Genomic DNA, 12531 nt, shown 5'->3' with positions numbered 1-12531 from the left:
GGTGCGCGAAACTCTGGTTCCCGGACCCGCTCCGGGATGGCGGATGAGAGCCCTTTCACCGGACGCGTCGATAGCGAATGCCGTCCCGACGCACCCGTCGGGCTCCGATGCCCGACAGGCCCGTGCGTCCAACCCGTCCTCGCGGGTGAGCAAAAACATCCGCCCGCCGCCGCCCTCACGCGAACACCCCGTGCATGTGCCAGCTCATGTCGCCGGTGCGGCCGTCCACCCCGTCGCCGCGGCGGAAAATCCAGTAGCGGGCGCCGCTCGCGTCCTCGACCTGGAAATAGTCACGCACCGCGTCCGCTTCGCCCGCGCGCCGCCACCATTCGCCATAGATCCGTTCCGGGCCGTCGCCATGCGCGACGTCATGAACATGGCCGCGGCAACTGAACCGGCGCGGCGCATGGTCGGGCAGCAGCGCAGTCACATGATCCAGCCGCTGCGGCGGATCGAGCAACCGCACCGGGCGCGGCCATGCGGCAGGCCAGGCCGCCGGCGGGGACAGCGGCGCGGCGCGGGCATGCGCACGTTCCGGAACGTCGCTTTCCACCGCCCCGATCCGGAACAGCCGATGCGTGCCCACCCGCCCGGCCACCAGGTCGACCAGGATCGTCAGGTCCGGCGCGGCATCCTCACCGATCGTCGTGATCGCCGTCGCGCCCAGCGGTTCGCTCGCCACCGCGCGGATCGTCATCGCGTCGATGCCGAAACCGGGGTCGATCGTCTCGATCTTCGGCACCAGCAGTCGCGCCAGATGCGCGGCGTCGCGGTTCGGCCGCGCGGTGCCGGCGCGCACCATTTGCGCCTGCCCGTCGACCCGCTCACACCGCAGTTCCAGCCGTCGTGCGCCCAGCCCCCGCGCCGCCAGTTCCACCACCAGCAACGCCAGCAGGTCGCCGATCACCTGCGCGATCGCGTCCGCCGTCGCGATCGGCTCCACCAGCCGCAACCGTGCGAACGGCACCGCCTGCGCCACCACCGGCACGATCGGTTCCGCCACGCGGCCCAGCGCCTGGTCCAGCCGGCGCAGCACGGTCGCCCCGAACCGCCGGTTCAGCGGCGCGCGCGGCATCGCGATCAGGTCGCCCACCGTCTCCACGCCCAGCCGCCGCAACCGGTCGGCGGCGGCAGGATCGATCCTGAGCGCGTCGATCGGCAGCGGGGCCAGCGCCTCGGCCTCCGCCCCGCTTTCCAGCATCGGCGCGGCATGCCCGCCGAACCGCGTCAGCGCATGCGCCGCCCCCGCCGTGCCCGCCACCGCGATCCGCGCGGTAAAGCCCAGCCGCGCGCAGAAGCGCAGCACCCGCCGGCAGAACCGCGCCTCCCCCCCGTGCAGATGCGCGACACCCGACAGGTCGATCCACAATCCGTCCGCATCCGACACCGCCACGCCCGGCGTCCAGCGGCGGAGCGCGAACAGCGCCAGCCGGTGCAGGTCGGCCGCCACGCCGCCCGGATCGGCATCGCGCACGTCCAGCGCGGGCACCATCGCGCGCGCCATCGTCGTCGCCATCCCCACCCGGATGCCCAGCGCCCGCGCCGCCGGACACGCATGCCCCACCACCACGCGCGTGCCATCCCGCACGGTCAGGATGAGCGGGATGGCCACATCGGAAGTTCGGGCTGCTGCTGCGGCGATGCCGGACGATCGATCCACGACACGTTTCACGATACCGCCCAGTTCGCGCCCCGTCTGCCAGAACGCCCCTTCACGGTCATAACCGGGCCGCGCGACAACGGCGGTTACCCCGCGCCCGTCCTTCCCGCGGATACGGGCATCCATGATCCCGGACCCGGAGCCATAAAAACTGTCTCCAGCGTCCCTGGATTCTGGCTCAAGTCCGGGATGACGATCTGGGAGAGGCGTTACCCGCCCCCGAGCACAGCCAGCAGAAGGACCGCCCCCCTCTCCCCCGTCATCCCGGCGGACGCTGGGATCCATTATTACTGCGGTGGAGGTCAGGCCGGCGCGTGCGACACCAGATACAGCCATTCCATACGAGGGCGCCTGCAATGCCGGAACACCCGTTCCGCTCCCCGTCATCTGCTTCAAATCACAAGCGGTCTTCGCAGACGGACTGCCAATTCCGCAGGCATGAGTACCCATCGTTACGACGTTGGATACAGCTTCCACCGGAGTGATAATGGATCCCGGCGGACGCCGGGATGACGAAGGCGAGGCGCCACCCCCCGCCACCGTCATCCCGGACTTGATCCGGGATCCAGAGCCACAAACGCTGCCCCCCGCGTCCCTGGATTTCGGATCGGGTTCGGGATGCCGGTGCCTAGAAAGCGCTACCCGCTCCCGAACATCGTCGATGCCAGCAGAAGGGTCGCTACCCTTTTCCCCGTCATCCCGGCGGACGCTGGGATCCATTGTCACGACGGTAGGGGCCGGGCCGGCGCGTGCGCCACCAGATACGGCCATTCCACGCGGTGACGCCTGCAACACCGGAACGTCCGCCCCGAACATAGTCGAACAGCGCAGCCCCCCCGCCTCGTCGCGCGGCATCGCACGGAACGGCATCGGCGCAGCTTCGGAGCGGCGGCCCAGTTCCCGCATCGGCGGGCGCTGGTGCGCGGGCAGCGTGGCGATCGCGTCGACCACCGCCTGCTTGTCGCGCACCCGGTCGCCGCTGTTGCGGGCCCAGCGTGCGCCGGGGCGCCAGCCTTCCCCGCGCGGCTCGGCGGGCGGCAAGGTGGCTGCTTCAGGCGGCGACACGCCTACCTGCCCGGCCTGCCCCCCGGTCCGCAGATCGATCCGCCGCACCCGCTCGATCGCGAATTCCGGCAGGTAGAGCGAGACGACCCGCTGCATCATTGGCCTCCACCGTCCAGTCGAAGATATCGCCGCCACGCTGGCGGACGAGCGAGAGCTGCCAGCGCGCCCGGCCGATCCCCGCCACCGGCAGCGGTGCGGACGGCGCGGGGGCCAGTTTCCAGCGGGTCGCCGCCGCCGACGGTTCGGCCAGCGGGTCGGCGCCGGACCGTTTCCAACGACGCAGCAGCAGCGCGGTCGTGCCGCCTGCCTCCGCCGCCAGCTGCAACCGGCGCGTCGCGGTCAGCCCGGCCCGGCCCACCTCGCCGATCACCGCGGCCAGCGATCCGTGGCGCAACCCCTCCTCCATCACCGCCAGCGTGTCGGCGTCCTGCCCCGTCTCGGCATAGATCACCCGGTCGGGCGGCAGCCCCGCCTGTTGCAGGCCGGGCGCGAACAGGTCGCGCCGGCTCAGCACCCACAGCACCTGCCCCGTCAGCCGCGCCGCGATCCCGGCCAGGAACAGCGTCGCGGCGGCATCCGCGCCCATCCCGGCGTCCGCTCCCGCCGCCTCGTGCAACGCGGCACCGGCAATCCCGCCATCGGCCAGCCGCTCGTCGATTCCGGCCACGCCGAACGGCAGCACGGGCGGTCGTTCGGCCCCCGCCCCCCCACGCTCGATCGCGCGCACGCTGTCGCGCAGCGCATCCAGTCTTTCGGTTCGGGCAATATTGGACATGGGAACACGACTCGTTTGTTCCCTTTATGTTCTCTCAATTATCTCCCGTCGTCAACCGGCGCTGGCGTTCCGTTCCGGCACAAAACGACCGTACCCCGGCGCAGGCCGAGCCCAGGTGAAGCGATTCCACCTAGGCCCCGCCTGCGCCGGGGTACGAACAACACCCGATCCGTAAGGGCTAAACTACCCGCGCGAGGCCCAGTAATCCTGCACCGCGGCCCAGCCTTCTTCAGCCGTCTCGACGAAGCGGAACAGCTCCAGATCCTGCGCGCCGATCACGCCCTCTTCGACCAGGGCGTCGAAATCGATCACCCGCGTCCAGAAATCGCGGCCGTAGAACAGGATTGGCACCGGCGTGACCTTGCCCGTCTGGATCAGCGTCAGCAGCTCGAACGTCTCGTCAAAGGTGCCGAACCCACCCGGGAACACCGCCACCGCCCGCGCACGCAGCAGGAAATGCATCTTGCGCAGCGCGAAATAGTGAAACTGGAACGACAGTTTCGGGGTCACATAGGGGTTGGGCGCCTGTTCGAACGGCAGCACGATGTTCAGTCCGATCGACTCGGCGCCGACATCGTCCGCGCCGCGATTGGCGGCTTCCATGATCGACGGGCCGCCGCCCGAACACACCACGAACTGGCGCTTGCCGTCGTCCGAAGGCGCAGTGCCGCTGGCCAGCGCGGCCAGCTTGCGCGCCTCGTCATAATATTTCGATTTCTCGGCCAGCCGTGCCGCCACCTTCGCGCGTGGCCCGTCGCCGGCCGCCTCGACCAGCGCTGCCGCCTTCGACGGTTCCGGGATGCGCGCCGATCCGTAGAACACGAATGTCGATCCGATCCCCGCCTCGTTCAGCAGCAGCTCGGGCTTCAGCAGTTCCAGCTGGAACCGCACCGACCGCAGGTCCTCACGCAGCAGGAAATCGGTGTCCTGAAATGCCAGCCGATAGGCCGGATCGGACGTCTGCGGCGTAGATATCTGCTTGGATGCGACCTCCGCCTCTTCGCGGGCGGGGGAAAAGACGCGCTTGGGAATGTGGCGATCGGTCATGCGGATTCCTGCTCGGCCGCAGGGCGGACCCCGCGCGAAAGCGGGTCCTTCTAGCGGCAATAGCCTCCGCTCGCCATATCGAAATGGAAATGGTCGCGGTGGTACGCGTTCGCGTCCGGACCCAGCACGACGCCGAACCGCCGGCACCCGGCATCGTGCACCGCACGCAGATAGCGCCGCACGCGGTCGTCCACCCCACCCCAGCCGTCCTTGACGGTAAAGCGGGTCCCGTCCGCCAGCACGAACGCGGCGATATCGACCGCATTGGCATGGCCATGTTCGGACAATCGGCCGCCCGCCTGCCCGTTCACCGGGCGACAGGCATAGGTGCCGAAACTCTCGATCCGGCGCAGCGGCTGGCCGAACGTCCGCTCTGCCTCCACCTGCGCCACCTGGGCGACCCATCGGCTGAACGCGAGCGCCAGCGGACACCGCATCGCCCCCAAATTGGTCACCGGCGTCCCGATCGCGACCAGCTTGACCGCCGCGGTCGCATCGCACCCGCCGCCGAAACTGCGGTCCGGCAACGCCTGGAAAGAGACCCCAGCGCGACGCAGGTCGGCCTGGCATTGCCGCAGGGCTGCGTCGGAAAGAGTGGATGCGGCCTGAGCAACCGGCCGCCGCACCGGCGCCCGCCGCTCCGACCCGCGCCCCGCAGGGATACAGCCGGCCAGCACCAGCAGAGACAGGATCGGCCATATGCGCATCGGCATTGGGTGCCTGTCTCACGCCGATACTTCAACGCGTCGATACGTCCGACATCCACGTATCGCGACATCCCGTTTCGCGTTCGTGCCGAGTAGCGACCGAGTAGCGCCAACGGCGCGTATCGAAGCAGATGCATGCAACGCGGGACCCATCCTTCGATACGGGTCTTCGGCGTCGCTCAGCCCCTACTCGGGACAAACGGCAGGACGGGAGGAATGCGAACCTCTTCTCCATCACGCGCTCCCGATCGCAAGGCCGAGGCCACAGCCACGACGAAACTTCATCGGGCGCAGCTTTTCTAGCTCTGGATCCCGGACCAAGTCCGGGATGACGCAGGGCCGAAGATAGCGATCAACCAACCCGTGATCGCGCTCCGACAGCATCGACACAACACCACCCGCCCCGCCACCACCCTCAACTTGCACCCGCCCCCGTTCCGCGTCAGTTGAACAGGCATGGCCACCTCCACCCTCAACGCGCGCAACCTCGAACGGCTCGGCGCGCCTGCCCTCGCCGAACTGCTGATCGAGGTCGCGAACGGGCATGGCGCGATCAAGCGCCGGCTGCGGCTCGCGCTGGCCGACGCCACCGGCCCTGGCGAGATCGCGAACCAGGTGCGCAAGCGGATCGCCACCATCGGCCGCGCGCGGTCCAACCTCGACTGGCGTCAGCTTCGCGCGCTGATCGCCGATCTCGCCACGCAACATGCCGCGATCGCCGGGCCGCTCGCCACCGCCGATCCGGTCGCCGCGCACGACCTGCTATGGGAATTTCTCAAACTGGCCGACCGGCTGTTCGATCGCACCGACGACAGCGCCGGCCGGCTGCTCGATCTGTTCCACGCCGCCGTCGCCGATCTCGGCCGGCTGGCACAGGCCGCCGACGTGCCCCCGGACAAGCTGGCCGACCGCATGTTCGATGCGCTCACCGGACCGACACGTGGCCAGTATGACGGGCTGGTCGCGGCCCTTGCCCCCCGCCTGGGTGCGGACGGACTGATCCGCCTGAACGCCGCCATCGCCGCCTGGGCCGTCGCCACCCCGGTCGCCGATGATCGCGACATGCCGCCGGGCATCGGCGCCACCGGCATTGCGCGCGTCGCCACCCGCCGCGCCGCGGTCGCGCGGATCGTGGGCGAACGGATCGCGGATGCCACCGGCAACGTCGACGCCTATATCGCGCAGCAACCCGAACGCACCCGCCGGCAACCGCTGGTCGCCACCGCCATCGCGCGTCGCCTGCTGGCGGCCGGGCGGGCGGAGGCGGCAATGGCGGCGATCGACGCGGCGGACACCAGCCGGCTGGCCTATGTCCCGCCCGAACATGACAGCGTCCGGCTCGACATATTGGAGGCGCTCGGCCGGCATGCGGAGGCGCAGGCGTTCCGCTGGGACCGGTTCACCGCCGTGCTCCACGCCGGGCATCTGCGCGACCATCTCCGCCGGCTGCCCGACTTCGACGATTTCGAGGCAGAGCAGCGCGCACTGGCGCTGGTCGAGTCCTATCCAGACGCCCATGCCGCACTCGCCTTCCTGACCGCCTGGCCCGCCTACGACCGTGCCGCACGCATGGTGCTGGCCCGCCCGAAACATTTCGACGGCGACCGGTACGAGGTGCTGGCCGACGCCGCCGACCTGCTCGACGGCGCGCATCCGCTGGCTGCCACGCTGCTCCGCCGCACGATGATCGACTTCACGCTCCGCACCGCGCGCGCCGCGCGCTACGCCCATGCCGGCCGCCACCTGCGCGAATGCGCCGCCGCCGACACGCGCATCGCGGACTATGGCGCGCTACCCGACCACGCCACCTACGCCGCCACGCTCCACCGCACCCACGAACGCAAGACCGCCTTCTGGCAAGCCGCCGCCGTTTAGGGCAGATCCCGACCAAAGAGCCCTTCCCCGCCCCTGCGCGAGCGGATTGAGAGCAAGCTTTCTGCTCTTCCCGACCAGGACGTCATCCCGGCGAAGGCCGGAATTTCCCTCCGGTCAGACCAGACCGCAAGCCGGAACAAGATCTCGGCTCCGCCGGGATGACGATTGGCTGGGCGCCACAGCTGTCACGAACTGGGCTTGCTGCCCCCCACGGGCGCCGCACCCGGCGTCGCGGTCTGCCCGAACCGCGTGCTGAACACGTACAGGATCGATCCTGCCGCCACGATCACGAACACCGCGAATGCGATGATCCACGGTCGCACCGCGCGCGGCGTCTTGTTGTCGGGGGTGGGCGGTTCTTCGCGTTCGGCCATGGTCTGCTCCCTTGTCTGCCCACCCGAACGGTCCGCGACCCGGAAAAGGCCCGCTTGCGCGGACAACCGCGATTTTACCCGCGGGCTCCGGCCCGCTAAGGCAGCGCCATGCTTCGCCTGTCCGACATCAAACTGCCGCTCGATCATCCACCGGAGGCGCTGGCCGCCGCCGTCCGCACCCGGCTGGGCATCGCGGACGACGTGCCGATCGATATCGCGGTCGCCCGCCGCGCCAACGATGCGCGTCGCCGCACCGCGATCCTGCTGGTCTATTCGGTCGACGTCACGGGCACGGACGAGGACGCGATCCTCGCCCGGTTTGCGGGCGACCCGCATGTCCGCCGCACGCCGGACACCGGCTACCGCTTCGTCGCGCAGGCCGCATCCGGCGGCGCCACGCCGCGCCCCGTCGTGATCGGCGCCGGCCCCTGCGGGCTGTTCGCGGGCCTGATCCTGGCGCAAATGGGCTACTGCCCGATCATCCTCGATCGCGGGAAAGTGGTGCGCGAACGGACCAAGGACACCTGGGGCCTGTGGCGACGCGGCGTGCTGGAACCCGAATCGAACGTCCAGTTCGGCGAGGGCGGGGCCGGCACCTTTTCCGACGGCAAGCTCTGGAGCCAGATCAAGGATCCGCGCCATCTCGGCCGAAAGGTCCTGACCGAATTCGTCACGGCCGGCGCCCCGCCCGAAATCCTGACCGAGGCGCACCCTCATATCGGCACGTTCCGGCTCGTCACGATGGTCGAACATATGCGCGCCACGATCGAATCGCTCGGGGGCGAATATCGCTTCGGCACGCGCGTCGACGATCTCGACGTCGATGAAGCCACCGACGGCACCCGCACGATCCGCGGGCTGCACCTGGCCGACGGCGGCTACCTCGCCGCCTCCCACGTCGTGCTCGCGGTCGGGCACAGCGCGCGCGACACGTTCCACATGCTCCACGACCGCGGCGTGCATGTCGAGGCGAAGCCCTTCTCGATCGGCGTCCGGATCGAACATCCGCAGGGCTGGATCGACCGCGCCCGCTTCGGCGCCTGCGCCGGCCATCCGGACCTTGGCGCCGCCGCCTACAGCCTGTCGCATCACTGCCAGAACGGGCGCACGGTCTACAGCTTCTGCATGTGTCCCGGCGGCACCGTCGTCGCCGCGACGTCGGAACCCGGCCATGTCGCCACCAACGGCATGAGCCAATATTCGCGCGCGGAACGCAACGCCAATTCCGGCATCGTGGTGGGCATCGACCCGGCCCGCGACTTCCCCGGATCGCCGCTCGCCGGCATCGCCCTGCAACGCCACTGGGAACGGCGCGCCTTCGTCGCCGGCGGGTCGAACTATGCCGCCCCCGGCCAGACGCTGGGCGATTTCCTCGCCGCCCGCCCGTCCACCGGGTTCGGCAGCGTCGAACCGTCCTACCGCCCCGGCGTCCACCCGACCGACCTGGCCGATTGCCTGCCCGACTATGCCGTCGCCGCGATGCGCGAGGCGCTGCCCGTCTTCGGCCGCCAGATCCCGGGCTACGACCACCCGGATGCGATGCTGACGGGGGTCGAGACGCGCACCTCCTCGCCCGTCCGCATCACGCGCGGGCCGGACTTCCACAGCCTCAACACCCGCAACCTGTTTCCCGCCGGCGAAGGGGCCGGCTATGCCGGCGGCATCCTGTCCGCGGCGATAGACGGCATCAAGGTGGCCGAGGCCGTGGCACTCGGCATCAACGCCGGCTGACCGCAGGAACAAGCAACATGGACCGTTCCCCGGCGGAAGCCGGGGAACCTACGATCACACCAGGTCAACAACCCCAGCCAGCCCATCCACCGCCACCGCCAGTTCGCGGTCCAGATGCCCCAGCAGCGCGGTCCAGCCGACCAAGCCGTCCAGTTCCCCCGGCCCGTCCGATATCCCGCGCAGGCCGATCATCGGCACGGCGAACCGCCGGCATGCGCGCCACACCGCGAACGTCTCCATATCGACCATGTCCGCGTCCACCGCGTCGAACCCCGCCCCCCACACGATGTCCGACCCGGTCGACAGCGTCGCGCCCGGTACGCCCGCCAGCGGCGTCGGCAACGGCTCCAGTGCCGCATGGTCCGCAAACGGCGTCACCCCGCGCGCAAAACCCAGCCGGGTCGCATCCATGTCGCGCCAGGACACGCCCGACACCTGCCACACCGTGCCGAGCGGGCAGCGCCGCGACCCCGCCGACCCCAGCGACACGACCAGGTCGGGCAACTGCCCCGCCCCCGCCAGCCGCTGCAACGCGGTTCCCGTCGTCAGCGCCGCGTCGATCGGCCCCACGCCGGTCAGCAACGGCCGGATCCGCCGACGCAGTTCGGGCCCATATTCCTGTTCCACCGCCATCGTGAACAGCACCCGTCGCCCGTCAACCTCATCCACGACCATCGATTCCTCCAACCGTCATCATCGCCCTATCCTGGCGCGCCCGGCGACGGTACGTCCCGACAAAACAGATTGAGAGGACGCATGATGAGGATCAGGGCAGCCATCCTGCGGGCCACCGGTGCGGCACCGCCCTATGTCGACAGCCGGCCGCTGACGATCGAGACGATCGACCTCGATCCACCCGGCCCGGGCGAGGTACTGGTGCGGATCGCCGCGGCGGGGCTGTGCCATTCGGACCTGTCGGTCATCAACGGCGATCGCGCCCGCCCCGTGCCGATGGCGCTGGGGCATGAGGCGGCCGGCACCGTCGCCGGGCTGGGCGCGGGGGTCGACGATCTTGCGATCGGCGATCCGGTGGTCATGGTCTTCATGCCCAGCTGCGGCCACTGCATACCCTGCGCCGAAGGGCGCCCCGCGCTGTGCGAACCCGGTGCCGCCGCCAACGGCCACGGCACGCTGCTCGGCGGCGGCATCCGGCTGCACGACGGGCACGGGCCGATCCACCATCATCTGGGCTGTTCGGCGTTTGCCGATCATGCGGTCGTGTCGCGCCGCTCGCTGGTCCGGGTCGATGCCGATCTGCCGCTGGCCGACGCCGCGCTGTTCGGCTGCGCGGTGCTGACAGGGGTCGGCGCGGTCGTCAACACCGCCGCTGTCCGCGCGGGGCAGAGCGTCGCCGTCGTGGGGCTCGGCGGCGTCGGGCTGGCCGCGCTGCTGGGTGCGGCGGCCTCGGGTGCCGCGCGCATCGTCGCGATCGACCTGGCACCCGACAAGCTGGCGCTGGCATCCGAACTTGGCGCGACCGACCTGATCGACGCGCGCGATCCCGACGCCGTGGCCCGGGTCCGCGCGCTGACCGGCGGCGGCGTCGATGTCGCGTTCGAAATGGCCGGGTCGATCCGCGCGCTCGAAACCGCATTCGCGGTCACTCGCCGCGGCGGCACCACCGTCACCGCCGGGCTCCCTCCCGCCACGGCCACGCTGCCGCTGCCCGTCGTGCAACTGGTGGGGGAGGAACGGACGCTGAAGGGCAGCTATATCGGCACCTGCGTGCCCGCCCGCGATCTGCCGCGCTACGTCGCGCTGTACCGCGCCGGCCGCCTGCCCGTCGATCGGCTGGTCACGGGCACGCTGCCGCTCGACCAGATCAACCTGGGGTTCGACCGGCTCCGCGCAGGCGCGGCGGTGCGACAGGTCATCACGTTCTGATGGATCGAAGAATATGGTCGGGGAGAGAGGATTCGAACCTCCGGCCCCTGCCTCCCGAAGGCAGTGCTCTACCAGGCTGAGCTACCCCCCGACGGAGTGCCGATCGTTTTGGTGTCCCGGGAAGGACGCAATCGGCGGAGCCAAGGCGCGCCTATACGGAACGCCCCAGCCGGCGGCAAGCCCTAATCTGCCCTCCGGCAAGCCCTATTCGGCAGGAACCGCGGGGCCCGCCCGCGACGCCCGTACCGTGTCCAGCGCGTACAGCGCGCAACCGGTCCAGATACAGCCGAACGTCACCAGATGGACGGTGCGCAGCGGTTCCCCGAACAGCCACACCGCTTCGCCGAACTGCAGGCTGGGCGCGAGATACTGGAACAGCCCCAGCGTCGCATAGCGCATCCGCCGGGCCGCCGCGGCGAACATCAGCAGCGGGAGAGCGGTCACCACGCCCGCGGTCACCAGCAACAGGTCGAGGCGCGGCGACGTGCCGAACGCGGCGGTGCCCCCCGCCGCCGCCAGCGTCAGCACGCCGATCGCGATCGGGGCCAGAATCGCGGTCTCGATCGTCAACCCAGCCAGCGCGTCCACCGCCACCACCTTGCGCACCAGGCCGTATATGCCGAAACTGATTGCCAGCAGGATCGATATCCACAGCGCGCCGGTGCCCGACAGCGCGAGCACCGCCACGCCCACCGCCGCGATCGCAACCGCCGCCAGCTGCACCGGACGCAACCGTTCGCCCAGCACCGCCACGCCGATCGCGACGTTCAGCAACGGGTTGATGAAATAGCCAAGGCTCGCCTCGATCACATGGCCGTGCACCACCGCCCAGATATAGACGAGCCAGTTCACCGCGATTAGCAGCGCGCTGGCGCAGAGCAGCAGCAGCGTGCGCCGCGATCGGCATGCGGTCCGCACCGCACCCCAACCGCGCAGCAGGGTGACGATCCCTGCCAGCAGCAGCAGTGACCACAGCACGCGGTGCGCCAGAATCTGCAACGGCGGCACGCCCACCAGTAGTTTCAGGAAAAGCGGCAGCAGCCCCCAGGCGACATACGCCCCGATACCGCACAGCGCACCGATCCGCGCCTGCCGCCCGGCCGTGTCCGGGATCAGAAGATCCCGCCGCCCAGCGACAGCCGGACGAAGCAGACGATCAGGACGAAGATATTGACGTTCCGCCCCATGGTCGACCGCGACAGGACGCCCAGCACCAGCCCGACCAGCGCCATCGGGATCAGGAACCAGTTCGCCCACCCCAGGAACGGGATGAACGCGAACAGCGCGAGGACGAAGGTGACGGCACCGATGCCGAGCGAGGCGATGTTGAGCATACCGGTGATATGCGACCGATCGATAACGGCTTCAAGACAAAAGCGTCCTGTTCCGGCAACACACCTCTGCGGTTCCGGA

Annotated in this window: 11 protein-coding genes and 1 tRNA gene; 3 read left to right on the top strand and 9 right to left on the bottom strand. The window is 70.0% G+C overall.

The features are described from left to right. Positions 1-175 precede the first annotated feature (175 nt). The 4 genes from BKY59_RS13335 to BKY59_RS13320 form a co-directional block, all read right to left on the bottom strand. Positions 176-1786, bottom strand: a complete 1611-nt coding sequence (locus tag BKY59_RS13335; RefSeq protein ID WP_083672135.1) for a Y-family DNA polymerase — start codon at positions 1784-1786, stop codon at positions 176-178. Positions 1787-2711: 925 nt separating this feature from the next. Next, on the bottom strand, positions 2712-3500 hold the full coding sequence (locus BKY59_RS13330) for an ImuA family protein (protein ID WP_076072297.1): 789 nt from the start codon (positions 3498-3500) through the stop codon (positions 2712-2714). 183 nt (positions 3501-3683) lie between these two features. After that, positions 3684-4547 (bottom strand): LOG family protein, encoded by an 864-nt coding sequence (locus tag BKY59_RS13325; RefSeq protein ID WP_076072295.1) that lies wholly within the window; start codon positions 4545-4547, stop codon positions 3684-3686. A 50-nt stretch (positions 4548-4597) separates the two neighbouring features. Next, entirely contained in the window at positions 4598-5260 is a 663-nt protein-coding gene (locus tag BKY59_RS13320) for an extensin family protein (protein WP_076072292.1), read from the bottom strand. A gap of 450 nt (positions 5261-5710) precedes the next feature. Between BKY59_RS13320 and BKY59_RS13315 the strand changes: the two genes are divergently transcribed. After that, entirely contained in the window at positions 5711-7129 is a 1419-nt protein-coding gene (locus BKY59_RS13315; RefSeq protein WP_076072290.1) for a DUF6880 family protein, read from the top strand. Positions 7130-7314: 185 nt separating this feature from the next. Here the strand turns inward: BKY59_RS13315 and BKY59_RS13310 are convergent, their stop codons facing one another. Continuing rightward, on the bottom strand, positions 7315-7503 hold the full coding sequence (locus BKY59_RS13310) for a hypothetical protein (protein ID WP_076072287.1): 189 nt from the start codon (positions 7501-7503) through the stop codon (positions 7315-7317). A 108-nt stretch (positions 7504-7611) separates the two neighbouring features. Between BKY59_RS13310 and BKY59_RS13305 the strand changes: the two genes are divergently transcribed. Beyond that, positions 7612-9234 (top strand): NAD(P)/FAD-dependent oxidoreductase, encoded by a 1623-nt coding sequence (locus tag BKY59_RS13305; RefSeq protein WP_076072285.1) that lies wholly within the window; start codon positions 7612-7614, stop codon positions 9232-9234. Positions 9235-9288: 54 nt separating this feature from the next. Here the strand turns inward: BKY59_RS13305 and BKY59_RS13300 are convergent, their stop codons facing one another. Beyond that, a complete protein-coding gene (locus BKY59_RS13300) occupies positions 9289-9909 on the bottom strand; it encodes a 5'-methylthioadenosine/S-adenosylhomocysteine nucleosidase (RefSeq protein ID WP_076072476.1) in 621 nt (206 codons plus the stop codon). An 81-nt stretch (positions 9910-9990) separates the two neighbouring features. Between BKY59_RS13300 and BKY59_RS13295 the strand changes: the two genes are divergently transcribed. Then, positions 9991-11118, top strand: a complete 1128-nt coding sequence (locus BKY59_RS13295; RefSeq protein WP_338056544.1) for a zinc-dependent alcohol dehydrogenase family protein — start codon at positions 9991-9993, stop codon at positions 11116-11118. Positions 11119-11132: 14 nt separating this feature from the next. Here the strand turns inward: BKY59_RS13295 and BKY59_RS13290 are convergent. The 3 genes from BKY59_RS13290 to BKY59_RS13280 all read right to left on the bottom strand — a co-directional run bounded on the left by BKY59_RS13290 (position 11133) and on the right by BKY59_RS13280 (position 12452). Beyond that, positions 11133-11209 (bottom strand) — tRNA-Pro (locus BKY59_RS13290). A 113-nt stretch (positions 11210-11322) separates the two neighbouring features. Beyond that, complete coding sequence (gene rarD / locus BKY59_RS13285; protein ID WP_276205521.1) at positions 11323-12192, bottom strand: EamA family transporter RarD; 870 nt, start codon at positions 12190-12192, stop codon at positions 11323-11325. 38 nt (positions 12193-12230) lie between these two features. Further along, on the bottom strand, positions 12231-12452 hold the full coding sequence (locus BKY59_RS13280) for a hypothetical protein (RefSeq protein WP_076072470.1): 222 nt from the start codon (positions 12450-12452) through the stop codon (positions 12231-12233). Between the last annotated feature and the right edge of the window lie 79 nt (positions 12453-12531).

The sequence above is a fragment of the Sphingomonas montana genome (genome assembly GCF_001956315.1).
In the GTDB taxonomy this organism is placed as follows: Bacteria; Pseudomonadota; Alphaproteobacteria; order Sphingomonadales; family Sphingomonadaceae; genus Sphingomonas_R; species Sphingomonas_R montana.
This window is presented reverse-complemented; position numbering and strand designations above follow the sequence as displayed.

Bases quoted from the DNA above. Each gene is read 5' to 3' on its own strand.
- BKY59_RS13335 (WP_083672135.1), bottom strand. From the start codon at position 1,786: ATGGATGCCCGTATCCGCGGGAAGGACGGGCGCGGGGTAACCGCCGTT.
- BKY59_RS13330 (WP_076072297.1), bottom strand. From the start codon at position 3,500: ATGTCCAATATTGCCCGAACCGAAAGACTGGATGCGCTGCGCGACAGC.
- BKY59_RS13325 (WP_076072295.1), bottom strand. From the start codon at position 4,547: ATGACCGATCGCCACATTCCCAAGCGCGTCTTTTCCCCCGCCCGCGAA.
- BKY59_RS13320 (WP_076072292.1), bottom strand. From the start codon at position 5,260: ATGCCGATGCGCATATGGCCGATCCTGTCTCTGCTGGTGCTGGCCGGC.
- BKY59_RS13315 (WP_076072290.1), top strand. From the start codon at position 5,711: ATGGCCACCTCCACCCTCAACGCGCGCAACCTCGAACGGCTCGGCGCG.
- BKY59_RS13310 (WP_076072287.1), bottom strand. From the start codon at position 7,503: ATGGCCGAACGCGAAGAACCGCCCACCCCCGACAACAAGACGCCGCGC.
- BKY59_RS13305 (WP_076072285.1), top strand. From the start codon at position 7,612: ATGCTTCGCCTGTCCGACATCAAACTGCCGCTCGATCATCCACCGGAG.
- BKY59_RS13300 (WP_076072476.1), bottom strand. From the start codon at position 9,909: ATGGTCGTGGATGAGGTTGACGGGCGACGGGTGCTGTTCACGATGGCG.
- BKY59_RS13295 (WP_338056544.1), top strand. From the start codon at position 9,991: ATGATGAGGATCAGGGCAGCCATCCTGCGGGCCACCGGTGCGGCACCG.
- BKY59_RS13280 (WP_076072470.1), bottom strand. From the start codon at position 12,452: ATGCTCAACATCGCCTCGCTCGGCATCGGTGCCGTCACCTTCGTCCTC.